General features: G+C 71.6%; 16 protein-coding genes. 5 read left to right on the forward strand and 11 right to left on the reverse strand.

The features are described 5' to 3' along the window. Positions 1-3 precede the first annotated feature (3 nt). The 6 genes from fliD to MTP13_RS06045 all read right to left on the reverse strand — a co-directional run bounded on the left by fliD (position 4) and on the right by MTP13_RS06045 (position 5,469). Complete coding sequence (fliD, locus tag MTP13_RS06020) at positions 4-1,398, reverse strand: flagellar filament capping protein FliD (protein ID WP_243570170.1); 1,395 nt, start codon at positions 1,396-1,398, stop codon at positions 4-6. A 126-nt stretch (positions 1,399-1,524) separates the two neighbouring features. Continuing rightward, positions 1,525-2,370: a flagellin N-terminal helical domain-containing protein gene (locus MTP13_RS06025; protein ID WP_243570171.1), complete on the reverse strand. Its 846-nt coding sequence runs from the start codon at positions 2,368-2,370 to the stop codon at positions 1,525-1,527. Between the two features lie 243 nt (positions 2,371-2,613). After that, the gene (locus MTP13_RS06030) at positions 2,614-2,838 is read right to left on the reverse strand and encodes a histidine ammonia-lyase (protein ID WP_243570172.1); all 225 of its coding nucleotides are present in this window, start codon (positions 2,836-2,838) and stop codon (positions 2,614-2,616) included. 152 nt (positions 2,839-2,990) lie between these two features. After that, a complete protein-coding gene (locus MTP13_RS06035) occupies positions 2,991-3,284 on the reverse strand; it encodes a hypothetical protein (RefSeq protein ID WP_243570173.1) in 294 nt (97 codons plus the stop codon). Positions 3,285-3,305: 21 nt separating this feature from the next. Then, a complete protein-coding gene (locus tag MTP13_RS06040) occupies positions 3,306-4,307 on the reverse strand; it encodes a DUF2599 domain-containing protein (RefSeq protein ID WP_243570174.1) in 1,002 nt (333 codons plus the stop codon). Between the two features lie 376 nt (positions 4,308-4,683). After that, positions 4,684-5,469, reverse strand: a complete 786-nt coding sequence (locus tag MTP13_RS06045) for a sigma-70 family RNA polymerase sigma factor (RefSeq protein ID WP_243570175.1) — start codon at positions 5,467-5,469, stop codon at positions 4,684-4,686. A gap of 291 nt (positions 5,470-5,760) precedes the next feature. On the opposite strand from MTP13_RS06045, the gene MTP13_RS06050 reads away from it, so the two are divergent. The 3 genes from MTP13_RS06050 to MTP13_RS06060 all read left to right on the forward strand — a co-directional run bounded on the left by MTP13_RS06050 (position 5,761) and on the right by MTP13_RS06060 (position 8,437). Next, positions 5,761-6,831, forward strand: coding sequence for a hypothetical protein (locus tag MTP13_RS06050; protein WP_243570176.1), 1,071 nt, complete (start codon positions 5,761-5,763; stop codon positions 6,829-6,831). A 9-nt stretch (positions 6,832-6,840) separates the two neighbouring features. Beyond that, positions 6,841-7,410 (forward strand): carboxymuconolactone decarboxylase family protein, encoded by a 570-nt coding sequence (locus MTP13_RS06055; protein WP_243570177.1) that lies wholly within the window; start codon positions 6,841-6,843, stop codon positions 7,408-7,410. A 553-nt stretch (positions 7,411-7,963) separates the two neighbouring features. After that, positions 7,964-8,437, forward strand: a complete 474-nt coding sequence (locus MTP13_RS06060; protein WP_243570178.1) for a hypothetical protein — start codon at positions 7,964-7,966, stop codon at positions 8,435-8,437. Between the two features lie 21 nt (positions 8,438-8,458). On the opposite strand, the gene MTP13_RS06065 is transcribed toward MTP13_RS06060, so the two are convergent. Continuing rightward, entirely contained in the window at positions 8,459-8,965 is a 507-nt protein-coding gene (locus tag MTP13_RS06065) for a MarR family winged helix-turn-helix transcriptional regulator (RefSeq protein WP_243570179.1), read from the reverse strand. 153 nt (positions 8,966-9,118) lie between these two features. Here MTP13_RS06065 and MTP13_RS06070 point away from each other — a divergent pair, with 153 nt between their 5' ends. Next, positions 9,119-10,450 (forward strand): MFS transporter, encoded by a 1,332-nt coding sequence (locus MTP13_RS06070; RefSeq protein WP_243570180.1) that lies wholly within the window; start codon positions 9,119-9,121, stop codon positions 10,448-10,450. A 228-nt stretch (positions 10,451-10,678) separates the two neighbouring features. Here the strand turns inward: MTP13_RS06070 and MTP13_RS06075 are convergent, their stop codons facing one another. Then, positions 10,679-11,272 (reverse strand): nitroreductase family protein, encoded by a 594-nt coding sequence (locus MTP13_RS06075; protein ID WP_243570181.1) that lies wholly within the window; start codon positions 11,270-11,272, stop codon positions 10,679-10,681. A 125-nt stretch (positions 11,273-11,397) separates the two neighbouring features. On the opposite strand from MTP13_RS06075, the gene MTP13_RS06080 reads away from it, so the two are divergent. Next, positions 11,398-12,345 (forward strand): BadF/BadG/BcrA/BcrD ATPase family protein, encoded by a 948-nt coding sequence (locus MTP13_RS06080; protein WP_243570182.1) that lies wholly within the window; start codon positions 11,398-11,400, stop codon positions 12,343-12,345. A gap of 254 nt (positions 12,346-12,599) precedes the next feature. Here the strand turns inward: MTP13_RS06080 and MTP13_RS06085 are convergent, their stop codons facing one another. From MTP13_RS06085 to MTP13_RS06095, 3 genes are all read right to left on the reverse strand, one after another. Next, complete coding sequence (locus MTP13_RS06085; RefSeq protein WP_243570183.1) at positions 12,600-13,676, reverse strand: threonine aldolase family protein; 1,077 nt, start codon at positions 13,674-13,676, stop codon at positions 12,600-12,602. A 182-nt stretch (positions 13,677-13,858) separates the two neighbouring features. Beyond that, on the reverse strand, positions 13,859-14,311 hold the full coding sequence (locus tag MTP13_RS06090) for a hypothetical protein (protein WP_243570184.1): 453 nt from the start codon (positions 14,309-14,311) through the stop codon (positions 13,859-13,861). Then, on the reverse strand, positions 14,308-15,369 hold the full coding sequence (locus MTP13_RS06095) for a D-alanine--D-alanine ligase family protein (RefSeq protein ID WP_243570185.1): 1,062 nt from the start codon (positions 15,367-15,369) through the stop codon (positions 14,308-14,310). The genes MTP13_RS06090 and MTP13_RS06095 overlap by 4 nt, the downstream gene beginning before the upstream one ends. Positions 15,370-15,417 lie beyond the last annotated feature (48 nt).

Here is a 15,417-nt window from a genome sequence, read left to right on the forward strand (position 1 = left end):
GGGTCACTTGTTCGAGTTCGGCGACCAGCTCGGCAGGTTCGCGAGCTGCGAGGCGAGGTAGTCGGACTGCTTGTTCATGCTGCTCAAGGCGACCTCGAGCGCCGTGTACGTGCGCTTCAGCGTCGCCTCGCGCTGTTCGAGGCGTCGCGTCCACGAGTCGATCTGCTTGTCGAGGTCGGCGATCGTGGTCTGGCGGCCCTGGATCTGCTTCGTCAGCAAGCCGTCGAAGCGGTCGGAGTAGCGGTCGGTGACCTCCTCGAGCCGGGTCGCAACCGTGGTGAAGGCCGAGCGCACCGCGTCCGGGTTCGTCTCGAGCGCCTTCTGGAACTTCTCGGCGTCGAACTCGAGCTCGCCGTCCTTCGAGACGCTGATGCCGAAGGGCGAGATCGAGTTGCCGGCGATCGGGCCCTGAATGGCCGAGACGAGCGCCTGCCGGAGGGTGCGGATGTTCGAGTCGCTCGTGAAGCTGCCGACGACGGTGATGGGGTTGCCCGAGGCATCCGTCGACTTCGACGTCGCGGACTTCGCGTCGATGAAGGCGAGCAGGTCCTTGACCTTGTCGAGGAAGGCCTGCGCCGCCGTCGCCGACTCCTTCGTGTTCGGATCGACGGCGATCGAGACGGGCGAGGACGTGACCTTCGAGACGGTCACGTCGACGCCCGGCAGCAGGTCGGTGAAGGTGTTCGAGGCGCTCGTCAGCTGCTGCTCGGCGGCCGTGCCGGCGAAGAGGGTGACCTGGGCGTCGACGCCTTGGCGGAGCAGGGCCGCGCCGGGCTGATCGGTGAGCTCGGGCGCGGTGCCGGCGTCGACGTCGGCCTCGCTGCCGATGAAGACGCGGAAGGATGCCGCGGCGCCCGTCTCGGTCGAGGCGAGCTGCAGGCGGGAGAGCGCGGCACCGCCGCCGTCGGTGCCGGCCTGGATGCGGGTGGCGCGGATGCCGAGCTCGGCGTTGTTGACGGCGCGGGCGACGTCCTCCATCGAGTTGCTGCTCGCGACGATCTGGGTGCGGGTGCCGTCGGGGCGCACGATCGTGAGCACGGGCGGGACGCCCGGGAGGCTCGGCATCGCGGCGGAGACCATGACGTGGGCGCTCGCGACCCGGGTGACGGTGAGGTCGATGCCGCCGACGGAGGCGCCGGGGCGGGTCGCGACCGAGACCGAGGGATCGGTGGCCGAGGTCGTGAACTTCGAGAGCGCCTCGGGCTTCGCCGCCGCCTGGGCGAGCTCCATGAGGGAGGCGAGGCGCGCGTTCAGCGAGAGCAGGTCGGTGACGACGGAGGAGGCCTTCGCCTTGCTCTGCACGAGGAGGGTGCGCGGAGCGGCCTCGGCGGCCATCAGCTTCGCGATCAGCTCGGTCGTGTTCAGGCCGCTCACGAGGCCGTCGAGGGCGATCCCCATGCGTTGCTCCTTGCGGTCGTGGTGCGGTGGAACGGGTGGTGCGGTGGAACGGGACGAACCCGGCGGTGACGGGGCGGAGTGCAGCGCCTCGGTCACCGCCGGGTTCGGTCAGGTGATCCCTGCGGCTTAGCCGAGGAGCTTCAGCACGCCCTGGTTGGCCTGGTTGGCCTGGGCGAGCATCGCGGTACCGGCCTGCGAGAGGATGCTGGCGCGGGTGTAGCTGACCATCTCGGCCGCCATGTCCGTGTCGCGGATGCGCGACTCGGCCGCCGAGAGGTTCTCGGCCGAGACGTTCAGCGTGCGGATGGTCGACTCGAAGCGGTTCTGCTGCGCACCGAGGTCGGCGCGAGCGGTCGAGATCGCCGTGATGGCGGTGTCGATCGCGGTCAGCGTGGTGTTCGCGGTCGCGTTGCTCGTGACGACGAAGCCCGCACCGACGGCGGTACCGTCCGCCGAGGCCAGCGTGCCGACCGAGGTGCCCACGTTCGCGAGGTTGATCGCGATCGTGTCGTTCGCGGTGTCGCCCGCGCCCACCTGGAAGTTCAGCGAGCCGCCCTTGAGCAGGTCGATCCCGTTGAAGTTCACGCCCTCCGAGACGCGGTAGAGCTCGAGGCTCAGCGCGTCGGCTTCCTTCTGGATGGCCGCACGCGACTCGGCGTTGTTCGAGTCGCTCGCGCCCTGAACCGCGAGGTCGCGCATGCGGTGGAGGATGTTGTGGACCTCGGTCAGCGCACCTTCCGCCGTCTGGATGACGGAGATGCCGTCCTGCGCGTTGCGCGCCGCGACCTTGGTGCCGGAGATCTGCGAACGCAGGCCCTCCGAGATCGCGAGGCCCGCGGCGTCGTCGGCAGCACGGTTGATGCGCAGACCGCTCGAGAGCTTCTCGAGCGACTTCGACAGATCGTTCTGCGTGTTGGTGAGGTTGCGGTGCGCGTTGAACGCCGCAACGTTGGTGTTGATCTGCATACCCATGGTGTGATCTCTTCCTTGATCGGTCGCGGTCCATCCGTGGACCGTCGAGAGGCACTCTCGGTCGCGGCATCCGACTCCGTTAGGCGCCGGCGGCGTCTCACCGCCCTCGGCGCCGCTGCCGGCGCCGGCGGTGGCGGCGAGTGACGTCAGTATTTGCGGGTGGCCCCGCCTCCGCACCCGCGAATACCGACCGCGCGCGGGCGCGGGCGAGCGAATGCGGGCAGGCGGATGCCGGGCGCTGCGTCACCCCGATGGGAGCAGCGGGTTGCCCGTGCCGTGGACGCGGCCGGTCGCGGGGTCGACCCAGTTGCCGGATCCGGTGATCCGGTGCCAGCGCTTGTGGAACGAGAGATCGGTGCCGTCGGCTTCGACGACCGCCGCACCGCACAGCTCGCAGATGCGCAGGAGGACGACGTCGCCGCCCGCGGTCGTGACGGAGAATGCTCCGTCCGGGAATGCGATGCCCATCCGTTCCTCCTCGAACTGCCCAGGCCCAGGCGGGCCAGGATCCGAGTCTGCCACCCCGAGCGCGAGCGACGTCAGTATCTGCGGGTCGCCGCGCTGCCGCACCCGCGAATACTGACCGCATGCGGCGCGGCGGGTGCGCGGAGTCAGCCCGCCTACGGTGTACCGACCGACTCTCCTCGCCGCCGCTGAGAGCCCCTGCACCAGAGAACAACGAGGCACGCGTCGAGGGCGAGCATCAGTGTCAGCGAGGTGTGGGCCGCGACCCATAGGAGGTTCGAGTGCGGAATCATCGATGACTGATCGAAGCCCGATTCGCCTTCCGCGGCGTTGACCGCCTGGCTATCCGCCGCATACCAGAGGACGAAGAACACGATCAACGCGACGTTGAGTCCGACGGCGATGGCGAACGCGAGAATCTGCATTGGAGAGCGAAGCTGTGCAGTCATCGGCCATCCTCCTGCCAATCGTCAGTTGCATTCGGTTTTCAGGAAGCCGGCGTACCCCCGGTTCGGGATCTTGGAGTCGAGGCCCCAGTATTCCTTGTTCGGGGCTCGAAAGCGGACGACATCGAAGTGACAGTAGAACTGGTTCTCCATAGACGCCGTTGCGGGGTTCGGCCATCCCGCTCGAGGGGTTTTCGAGAGGGTCTCGGACCACGCTGCCCAGCGCGCTATGCCAGGAGCACCCCAAGCGCGTCCATACTGGGTGGGGTACACCTTGAGTGTGGGACTGTACTTCCAGAGATTCTTGGCCCAGACGGCCTTCGAGATCAATGCGCTTCCGAGCCAAGGGTCGGCCACGATCGGGTACTCCGCGTCGGCTGAGTGGTCGACCACCTGAGTCAAAGATGTTCCGCGTACTTCATATCGAGTCGCTATTGCGTTGCCTTGTGCATCGACGGCCCAGGGGCGCGCCACGCCCGCGATGTAGTCACCGTCTCCATTGAGAATTGTGATTGAACCAGCCGGGTCGAGCGAAATGAGACCGCCTGCTGGGATGGAGAGCGAGTACTCGTAGCGGTGCGGAGACTCGGTGCCCTGAATGATGGTGCCGATTTGGATGCTGCTGTCGTCGTGAACGATCAGCGCCGTGCGCGAGCCATTGCCGTTCTCGTACGCAATGACTCCAGGATCGCTGGTCTCGACGAGTTCCGCCTGGTCGCCGAATGGAATACTCAGGCCCACTTCATCGCCGGTAGTGGAGAGCCGGACCACCTCCCTCGGGTCGAGCGGAACCTGCGTCGTCACACCGTTATCGGTGTATTCCACGGCCCCTCCGACGATCTCGACCTCGGCGACGTCCTTCAGGACGTCCGGCGCGACTGCGGCGAAGATCGTCTCGGCATCTTGTGTTCCGAGCTCAGGAGGCTCGGCGTAGGCAAGTGTGGCACCCGAGAAGATCCAGAATGTCGTCGCCGAAAGTCCGGCAGCGAGTGCGACTCGGGGCCGCGCATGTTGCCTTTGGGTCATGCCGTGCCTTCCTGAAATGTACCTTGAAAGAAGAATCAAGGATGCCAGTTGGTGTTGCGCTGACTCGCCCCTACATCTGCATCATCTGGCGAGGGTTGCGCGGTGGATGTCATTGGGTGCAGCTGGAACTTCCACCTTCGGGATGCCAATGTAGCAATCGGCAGGCGGCTTGGGAAGGTGTGGCATGGAGTGGCGAGCGGTTCGCGCAATCTCGCCAGACCCGCCGCCGGGGTGGTTCGCCATGCTCGCGCCCGGTGTGTCGTCGACCGTGGTTTCTACTCGCGCTGCAGATCACCGCAATTGTGCTCGCTGGGTGTGCGTACCGTCGGCGCGAGCACGAGAGGGTCGCCTGAGCCGGGCCGGGGGGGAGCCCGGCTCAGGCGAGCGTGGTGCTGCGGCGCCCGCCGAAGGCGCCGCCGAGGTCGTCGAGGTACTTCTTCGCCCGCGAGGTGCTCGGGGCCGGAACCTGCAACGGCAGTTCAGTCTCGTCGGCGAGGTAGCCCGCCGCACCGAGGCGCAGGAGGCGCAGGCCCTCGCTGCGCTGCTGCGAGACCGCGGAGTGGGTGACGCCCAGCTCCTCGGCGAGCTCGGTGACCGCGCGGTCGTGGAAGTAGATCTCCTCGATCACATAGCGCAGACGCTCCGGCAGCGCCGAGACGGCGGCGTGCGCGAACTCGATCCGCTCGCGCACGACGAGCTCCGCCTCGGGCAGCATGACCTCGGATGCCTCGTCGCCGACGAAGGTCTCGTCGTAGGGACCGACCCGGCGGGACGCCAGGCCCTCGTACTCGGAGGCGGTGGCGCGGTCGACGCCCAGCGCCGAGGCGAGCTCGCCCGTCGAGGGGCGGCGGCCGAGGGCGGCGGTCAGCTGCTCCTGCACCGCGACGGTCTCCTTGATGGTCTGCCGCGTGCTGCGCTTGGCCCAGTCCGTCGCGCGCATTTCGTCGCGGATGCCGCCGAGGATGCGCTCGCGCGCGTAGGCGCCGAACGGCACCCCGCGTTCGGCGTCGTACGCGTCGACCGCCTTGACCAGGGCGACCGCACCGGCCTGCGCGAGATCGTCGCGGGAGAGGTGGGTGGCGCTCGCGATCACCTTCGACACCAGGAAGCCCACGAGCGGCAGGTGCTCGACGATCATCCGATCGCGTTCGTCGGTCTTCACCGGGGGTCCCTCACTCTCAGCGCCGGGCCATCGCGCTCCCGCGACGGTCACCCGGCGCTCAGTACATGCGCGGCGGTCGTCCGGCGGCCCCCGGACGCGGGGGCGGCGAACTGCGGTGCGGGATCCGTGAATCGCTTCGACGGATGCCTCGCCGGGATCCGGTGGAGCCCGCGCCGTGCGGCGGGGGAGCCGGCCGGATTCGCGGTGCAGCTGGATCGGCTGCGACCACCGGGTCGGATCCGGGGGATTCGCGGGGGTTCCTGGCGAATCGGCGCCGCGCACGATGGGCGCGTGGAACACCTCGACCGCCCGGCCCGGACTGCGCAGCACGCCGCGACCCCCCGAGACTGGACCGTCGACCTCGCGAGCGAGGACCCGCATGAGGCGCGCCGCGCGGCCGCCGAGCTCATCGACGAGACCGTTCGCGCCGTCCGCGGACTCCGCGCCCGCATGGGCCTCGGCGACGCCGATGTGCAGGACGCCATCGGCGAGACCCTGCTTGAGCTCGCGAAACGGCTCGAGGCGGGGCATCCGGTGCCCGGCGCGATCGTGCAGCGCGTGGCGACCACGGTGTGCTCCCGCTTCGTGAACGGCCCGGTCAGGCACGAGACGGCGAAGGCGCTGCGCATCCTGAAGGAGCGCGTCGCGACGGAGGAGGCGGTGCTCGGCCGGGCGCTGTCGAGCCGCGCGGTCGCCGCGCTCGCCGAGGAGGTGCGCCTCGGCCCGGACTTCAACCCCCGGCATCGTCCGGTCGAGCGCTTCCACCTCGTCGAGGGGTTCTCGAAGCCGCTCTCGATCGATCGCTACGACGCCGACGTCGTCGACGTGCTGCTCTCGCGGGCGCTCGACGCGCGGACCTCGACCGATGGCACCGCGGATGCCGCAGCCGCGGGGCTCGCGGGCGCCGCAGCCGGCGGGGCGTGCGATCGTCTGCTCGACCGGCTCGAACGTGGGCGGGTGACCCGCCGCGAGGCGAAGCTCGAGCTGTGGGGCGCCGTCGCCGCCGACGAGGAGCTGCCGCGGCCGACGCGGGGGCGACTCGACCGGCGGCTCGCCGCCGACCTGCAGGCGTACGTCGAGGGGCTGCCCGAGGGCGTCGTGACGGCCTGTCGCGAGCGGCTCGAAGGGCGGGAGACTCGCGCCGTCTTCGCCCTGTTCGCCCCATTCGCCGAGCTCGACGAACCGCAGAAGGACGCGATCGCGGAAGCGCTCGCACGCCGGGGCGGGTTCGCCACCCGGATCTGGGCGAGCGCCGTCGCGCAGGCGCAGCTCCCGGCGCACGAATGGTCCGGGGGTGCGGGATTCCCGCAGACCGGGGCCATGCGTCCGCCGATCCGCACGGTCGCCGGTGCGCGGGCCTAGCCTGCGGCCATGATCATCACCCCTCCCTCGGCGGAGGCCGCGACCGGCGCGGTGGCCGAGCTCTACGACGACGACCTGCGAGCCGACGGCCTGGTCTACGCGCACACCGCTGCGATGGCGACGAACCCCGAGGCGTATCGGGCGTTCGAGGCGCTCGTCCGGGCGGTCGTGCCGTCGATCGGCATTCGGCTGTACGAGGCGGCGACGCTCGGCGCCGCGCGTGCCATCGGCTCCGAACACTGCCTGCTGGCGCACGGGCGCAAGGCGCTCCGCGCCGACGTCGTCGACGAGGTCGGGCTCGCGGCCTTCGCCGCGGGCGACGACTCGGGGTTCCGGGAGGACGAGCGGCTCGTCATCCGCTATGCCGAGCGCCTCTCGCGCGATCCCGGGTCGATGACGGATGCGGATACGCAGGAGCTGCGCGACGCCGGCTTCAGCGACCGGCAGATCGTCGACCTGACACTCGCCGCGGCCGCCCGCAACTACTTCAGCCGGGCGCTGCTCGCCCTCGCGGTGCCGGTCGACGAGGTGCCCGGGCTCGCCCCCGAGCTGGCGGAGGCGCTGCGCGGGGCACGCTGAGCGCGCGCAGGGGGAGCCGGGATGCGGCCCCGAAGGGAGGCGGGGCGGCATCCCGGGTCTGCTGGCCCCGGAACCCGAACCGGGGCGTCAGGAGACGAACATCCGCTGACCCGGTCGCCGACCGCTACCCGAGGCTGCCGGCCGCTCGACGGATATCCCACGAGCGGAGTGTAACTCCAGGGATACCACGCGGCAAGAGGGGGACCGTGGAGCCCGCCGGAAGGGGTCGGCGGGCCCCGCGGCCCTCTGCTCCGACGCGACACCGCGTCTGGAGCGAGGTGGGCACCCTGCAGCTGATGGTAGCCGGGCTGCGGGGTTGGTGGGGATCGTTCTCGCGAATCATCCCGCCGCTGCGCCGATTCGGATCGTCGGGATGCCAAGATCTCCAATCCGCGACCGTCGATCGGCTCCCCGGCGGCTGGATCGCCAATCCGCCGCGCAGGCTTCACCAGCGGTGGTGCGGTGTGATTCAGTGGTCCTATGCGTGCACTGTTCCCCCGATCGTGTCCACTCGCCCGCGACCATGTGACGCACCCGTGCCCGGTGCGCGTCGGTGCGTGAGTCGATCGACTGGTACGACGCCGGACGGGTGCCCGACGACGCCGTCGCGAAGCTGCACGCCCATTTCCGAGCCCGCCGCGCGGTCGGCGTGGTCGGCCAGGGCGAGCTGCAGCGCTCGTTCTACGCCCGGCTGACGATCACCTCGGCGGCCGTCTTCGAGGGCGATGCCGAAGGCGTCGAGCCGTGGGGTGTGCTCGAGAGCGCCGAATACGGGGCCGTCCTGGTGCCGGCAGAGCTCGCGGCGGCGGCGACGCTACCCGAGCTGCCGCCCGCCCTGCATCGCCTCGCGTCGCGGGTCGGGCCGGTCAATCGCCGCCTGGAGCAGGCGAAGCGCGCGACGGACGAGCGGCCGGCCGTGCAGCGGTTCCGCGAGCGGTTCATCGCGGCCGCCGTCGCCCACGCCGAGCTGCACCGCAGGCTCGAGGAGTGGCAGCCGCGGACCGAGCGGGAGCGCGAGGCCGGCTGAGCGGCCGGGGATCCGCGCCGGTTAGGCGTCGATGTCGTCGAGGCGGTCGATGACGACCTCGAGGAGGCGGGCGAGCTCGCCGCGCTCCCGATCGCTGAGGTCCTGCAGCACGTCGGACTCGACGACGTCGGAGCCGCGGATGGCGAGGCTGAACAGCTGCCAGCCCTCCTCGGTGAGACTGACGAAGACTCGAGTGCGATTCGTGTCGTCCGGGGTGCGTTCGATGAGCCCGCGCCCGGCGAGCTTGTCGAGACGGTGGGTCATCGACGACGGAGCGACGTTCGTCAGATCGGCGAGCTGACTCGGGGTGAGCGGCTCGCCGGCCTTCGCGAGCGAGGTGACGACCGCCCACTCGCCGGCAGTCATGTCGAGGTCCGCGAGTTGGCGGACGTACCACTGGTCGAGCTTCTTCGTGAGGCTCTGCACGGCCGTGATGACGCGCTGCACGGACTCCTCGCCGCCGGCGGCGACGTAGGTGGCGACGGCTCTGCGGTGCAGTTCCGGGGCGCTCGGGGTGCGTCTGGCCATCTGGGAATTCTCGCACGGCTCGTTCGGTTGCTAATATTTCGACATCGAATAGTTCGTATTCGAAGCGCGCGGATGCCTCGGCCCGGTGCGGCGCCGGGGGAGCCCGTCGCGAGCACCATCCGAACCTGAGACTCCGAAAGGGGGCGCGACCCCGTGCGCGCGAAACTGCTGATCTTCGCCTCTGCCATCGGCATGCTCGGCTGGGGGGCCGTGCTCCCCTACCAGTACGCCTATGCCGCCGACACCCGCGGCTGGGGCGCGCTCGTGGCCGCCGGGGCATCCTCCCTCTTCTCCATCGGCGCCCTCGTCGCGGCCCCCATCGCCGGACGCCTGAGCGACCGCTTCAACCCCGTGCTCGTCGCCGTGATCGCGCAGCTCATCGGTGCTGCCGGCGTCGGCGCGCTGGCCTTCGTCGACAGCCCGGGATTCTTCCTCGCGGGCATGCTCTTCTTCGGGCTCGGCCTCGCCGCGGCGGTGCCGGCGAAGCAGGTGCTCGCACTGCAGTGGTCGACGAGCGACGACCGGCGCAAGGTGTTCGCCTACAAGTTCACGGGTGAGTCGCTCGGCATGGCCGCGGGCGCGTTCCTCGCGGGCCAGATCGTTGACCTCGGCCGACCCGACGGACTCGACGTCGGCTTCGCGATGGCGGCAGCGGGCTTCGTGCTCTCCTCGGCGATCATCGCGCTCGCCGGCCGCGGCGCGGTCGTGCCCAGCGAGTTCGCGGTCGCGGCGGTCGCCGACGGCCGGCCGGTCACCGGCACGGTCGGCGCGATCGAGGCCGCCACCGGCGCGATCGCCGCCGTCGACGTGCGCGCGGCGAAGCGCGACCGGAGCGTGGTCCGGGCAATCCTGCGCACTCCCGCGCTGCGCTGGACCGCGATCGTCACCGTGACGCTCGCGCTCGGCTTCTACGCGCAGTTCGAGTCCGGCCTGCCCGCGTACGGGCTCACCGTGCTCGGCGTCGACGCCTCGGCGATCGGCATCGCCGCCGCCGTCAACTGCATCGTGATCGTCGCGCTGCAGGTGCTCGTCGTGAAGCTCACGGCAAAGCGCAGCGCGCCGTCGCTGCTCATGGTCGTCGGCATGATCTGGGTGGTGTCGTGGCTCGCGCTCTTGGCCGCGCAGTTCGCGCCGGGCATCGCGACCGCGCTGTTCGTGACGACGTACGGCGTCTTCGCGATCGGCGAGACGATCTACAGCCCCGTGCTGAACCCGCTCACCGCGCAGCTCGCGCCGAAGGGCATGGTCGGGCAGACGCTCGGCACGATCGGCGCGCTGCAGACGGCGTTCTCGGCGGCCGGTCCGCTCGTCGCGGGCGTGCTGCTCGGCGCCGGGCTCGCCGACGTGTTCCTCGGCATGCACCTCGCCGTGAGCGTCGTCGCCGTGTTCGCGGCGTGGCGGGTGAAGCGGGCGATGGAGGCGATGCCGGTGCCCGCGGCCTCCGAGAGGGTCGACCCGCCGACCGCGCCGGTGCCGCTGCACTGACGCCGGCTGCACCCGCCCACGGCGCCGGGCGCGCGCCGCTCTCCGCACGTCTCCGCCGGTCTCGGCTTGTCTCCGCACGTCGCCGCTTGCCGCCGCCCGTCGCCGCTCACACAACTCAGGAACGTCGCCCGGGGAGCCCCGGAATCCCGGGGCTCGCCGAATTCACGGGCGGCATAACTGCCAGATGTTCCTGAGTTGTGTGAGGTGAGGTGGGGTGGGGAGCGGGGGTTACTCGCCGACGGTGACGAAGTCGGCGAGCGGCTTGCGCTGGCGGGGCGCGACCTCGCGCTCCCGGAGCACGTCCGAGAGGCGGTCGACGTCGCCGAGCGCGCCGATCGTGGTGATCGAGACGACCTCGTGGCGCTCGTCGAGGCCGAACGCCTCGTGGATCGCCTGCGCGTCGAAGCCGCCCATCTGGTGCGTGTGCAGCCCCTCGTGCTGCGCCTGCACAGTGAGGTGCGCGACGGCCTGGCCGAGGTCGTAGCGGGCCCACGGGCGGGGCCGGCCCTCGGCATCCACTGTCTCGGCGATGTTCACGATGAGGACGGCGGCCGAGTCGGCCCACTCCTTGTTGAAGCCGGCCATCGCGCCGTGCAGCGACGCGAAGGCGGCGGTGCCGCGGCGGGCGACGATGAACCGCCACGGCTGCGAGTTGTTCGCCGACGGCGCCCAGCGCGCCGCCTCGAGGATCGTGCGGAGCTGCTCGGACTCGACGACGGCCTCCGGGTCGAAGGCGCGCGGGCTCCAGCGGTCGGCGAGCGGATCGATGAGCGGGGCCTCTGTGGCGGCCTTGCGGCTGGTGAGATCGGTGACGAGGGTCATGGTGCGGCTTTCGTGGAGGTGGAGTTCTGCCGGGGCGCCCTTGACCCGTCTATTCGAACGTATCGAGTTCTGAGCCTATTCCGCCCGCGTCGGCCGGCGTGCTCGCAAGCGGGCAAAATACCCGTATGGATTCCGCAGCCGACGCGCCCGCGCGCGTACCCGCCAGCGTGCTCGCGATCGACGCCGGGCAGACCGGGGTGAAGGTGCGCCACCGCTCGTCCGCCGGGGTCGTCGAGTGGGCTGAGCCGGGCGTGCGAACCGACCTTCCGTTGCTGCCGCAGCTCGCCGACGCGATCCGGGGCGCCGCCGCGCGCGGGCTCTCGGCCGAGGCCGTCGGCATCGGCACGACCGGCCTGACCTCGCCGGATTTCGACGCCGAGCCGCTCATCGAGGCGGCCGCGCCGCTCGGCACGCGCGAACTGATCCTCGCGCACGACTCGATCACCGCCTACCTGGGCGCCCTCGACGAGGCACCCGGCGTCGTCGTCGCGGCGGGCACGGGCGTCGTCACGCTCGCGGTCGGGGAAGCGGCCGTCGCGCGCATCGACGGCTGGGGCAACATCATGGGGGATGCCGGGAGCGGCTACTGGATCGGCCGGGCCGCACTGGAGGCCGTCATGCGGGCGCACGACGGCCGCGGTGAGGCGACGGCGCTGACCGCGGTCGTGCGCGAGGAGTTCCCCGAGCTCGAAGACGCGTACATCGTGCTGCAGGGCGACGGGCAGCGGGTTCGCCGGGTCGCCCGCTACACCCGCGCCGTCGCCGAGCTCGCGGCGACGGATCCGGTCGCCGCCGGCATCCTCGACGCCGCCGCGCGCGAGCTCGCCCACGCCGCCGTCACCGGGCTCCGCCGCGTCGGCGAGGACAGCGCCGCGGCACCGACCGTGCGCGCCGTCGGCGGCGTGTTCGGCTCGACGCGCCTCGCGGGCGCGTTCGAACGCGCGGTGCAGCACGAGATCCCGGCGGCCGAGGTCGAGATCGGCTCGACCGACCCGCTCGACGGCGCGGCCCGGCTCGTCGCCATGTCGCCCGGCAACCCGCTGCGCGGCCACGTGGCCGCCGCGTCCCGCTGACCCTCCCCCTTCACACAACTCAGGAACATCTGCCGGTTATGGCCGGCGAGGCGAACGGTGACGCCCGGGATTCCGGGCTTCCGCGGGAAGGGTTCCTGAGTTCTGTGAGCGCGGGGCGGGGCGGCCGGGGCGCGGGCGCGGCGGCCGGGGCGCGGGGCGGGGCGGCCGGGGCGCGGGCGCGGCGGCCGGGGCGCGGGGCGCGGCGGCCGGGGCGCGACGCGGTCGGCGTAGCGCGGCGCGGTCGGGCCGGCGGTTCAGCGCGCGGCGAGCTCCTCGCGGATGCCGGCGACGAACGCGTCGATGTCGGCCTCGGTGGTGTCGAAGGAGCACATCCAGCGCACCTCGCCGCGCGAGGCATCCCAGTCGTAGAAGCGGAAGCCGCGCTCGCGGAGCCGGTCGGCGACGCCCTCGGGGAGCACCGCGAAGACCCCGTTCGACTGCGTCTCCTGCGAGAAGCCGAGGCCCGGCAGCTCGCCCGCCGCGATCCCGGCGTCGAGCGCGTCGCGCAGGCGGCGGGCCATCGCGTTCGAGTGCCGCGCGTTCTCGAGCCACAGCCCGCCCTCGTACAGGGCGATGAGCTGGGCGGAGACGAAGCGCATCTTCGAGGCGAGCTGCATGTTCAGCTTGCGCAGGTACTTCAGGCCCTCGGATGCCTGGGGGTTCAGCACGACGACGGCCTCCGCGCCGAGCGCGCCGTTCTTCGTGCCGCCGACGCTCAGCACGTCGACGCCCGCATCGCGGGTGAAGGCGCGCAGCGGAACGCCGAGCGAGGCGCCGGCGTTCGCGATGCGGGCGCCGTCGAGGTGCAGCTTCATGCCGAGCGAGTGCGCGTGATCGGCGATCGCGCGCACCTCGTCGACGGTGTACGCGGTGCCGAGCTCGGTCGTCTGCGTGATCGACACGACGAGCGGCTGGGCGCGGTGCTCGTCGCCCCAGCCCCAGGCCTCCTGATCGATCAGCTCCGGAGTCAGCTTGCCGTCCTCGGCGAGCACAGTGAGCAGCTTCATGCCGCCGACGCGCTCGGGCGCCCCGCCCTCGTCGGAGTTGATGTGCGCGGTCTTCGCGCTGACGACGGCGCCCCAGCGCGGCAGCATCGACTGCAGCGCGGTGACGTTCGCGCCGGTGCCGTTGAACACGGGGAACGCCTCGACGCCCTCGCCGAAGTGCCCGGCGAAGACCTCCTGCAGGCGCTCGGTGTAGGCGTCCTCGCCGTAGGCGACCTGGTGGCCGTCGTTCGCGGCCTGGATGGCGGCGAGCACGACGGGGTGCACGCCCGAGTAGTTGTCGCTGGCGAAACCGCGGAACGTCGTGTCGTGGAGCTGCGAAGTCACCGAACCATCCTGCCACCCGCTCCCTGGCAGCGTCTCGCCGGGTCGCGCACGGAACGCGCGCCGCGCGCCCAGTCGACGCACGGATGCCGCGCGCCCGGCCCGCTGAGCTCGTCGAAGCGCGCGCCTGGTCCGCTGAGCTCGTCGAAGCGCGCCCGGCGAAGCGCCCCGTGATGGCCGGTGGCTCAGGCCTCGACGGTCACGTCCGTGACGGCGCCGTCGCGGTCGAGGTGCACCGCGGGCCAGGACCCTTCGGGGAAGTGCTCGCCGCAGCCGTCGTTCAAGTGCACCGTGACGGAGCCGTCGGGGTGCCCCTCGATCGTCTGGAGCTCGAGGTCGCTCGCGGCGTCGTCGAGCTCGGCGGCGGTCGGCTCGCCCTCGCTGAAACTCGTGACCACCGCGTCGCTCAGCACCCGGCGGAGCGTCGGCAGCGCACGCACGGTCTCCGCGATCCGCGGCAGCATCGCGCGCACCTCTTCGGGCGCCCCGCTCGACGCGGTGAGCTCGACGGACTCGCCGTCGATCTCGACGAGCGTGGAGTACCAGTCGTGGTCGAGCACGCCGCCGTCGAGCAGCTCGGTGCGGGCGCGCCGGAAGGCGCCGAGCTCGGGGTAGGTGATCTCGGGTGCGTCGCTCATGCCCCCACGGTAGCGGGCGTGCGCGACGGGACGGGCGCCCCGACGACCGCGGCGATGAGCTCCTCGTAGGAGACGCCCGCGGCGGCGAACATCCGCGGCACCTGCGAGTGCGCCGTCATGCCCGGGATCGTGTTGATCTCGTTCAGGACGAGGCATCCGTCGGGGGTGACGAAGAAGTCGAAGCGCGCGATGGCGTCGCAGCCGAGCGTCTCGAAGAGCGCGCGGGCGGTCTGCTGCAGCCGCCGCGTCGTGGCATCGTCGAGCGTGGCGGGCACGGTGAACCTGGCCGAGCCGTCGTACTTCGTGGCGGAGTCGAAGACGCCCTCGCCGTGGATCTCGAGCGGCGGCGGCACGAGCAGCTCGCCGGCCGCCGTGCGGACGACGGCGACGTCGATCTCGCGGCCCGCGACGGGCTGCTCGACGAGCACGCGGTCGTCGTAGCGCCGTGCCTCCGCGATCGCCGCTGCGAACTCGGCCGCGGTGCGGGCGAGCCGCACCCCGTGGCTGGAGCCGGCGGTCGCCGGCTTCACGATGACGGTGCGAAGGAACGGGATGCCGTCGTCGAGCTCGGCCGCGCCGTGGCAGCGGCCCGGTGCGACGTCGACGCCGTTCGCGGCGGCGACGAGCTTCGTGAGCTCCTTGTCCATCGTCACGGCGCTCGCCGTCAGGGGCGAGCCGATCAACCGGATGCCGGCGAGGGTGGCGAGTGCGGCGAGCGCGCCGTCCTCACCGGGCGCGCCGTGGATCATCGGGTAGACGGCGTCGCAGCCGGCGAGCAGTTCGAGCGCCGCGGCGAGACCGGCCGCCGGGCTCGGGCCGAGCAGGCGCCCGCGGGTGCTCCAGCGACCGTCGCGTTCGATGCGGAGCCGGACGGTCTCCACGCCGAGTCGGGCGAGCGCGGCCTCGACGGCGGCAGCGCTCGCGACGCTCACGTCGTGCTCGGCGCTGGTGCCGCCGGAGACGACGGCGATGCGCCGGACGGGCGCGGCGGTCCGGACGGCTCGGGCGGCTCGGATGGCTCGGGTGGCGGCGCGTTCGGCGCCGGTCGGTGCTGGCATGGATGCCTCCTCGGCTGGCAGTCCACCCGGCCGGATGTTGCGTGGGCG

The organism is Agromyces soli, assembly GCF_022811605.1.
GTDB lineage: Bacteria > Actinomycetota > Actinomycetes > Actinomycetales > Microbacteriaceae > Agromyces > Agromyces soli.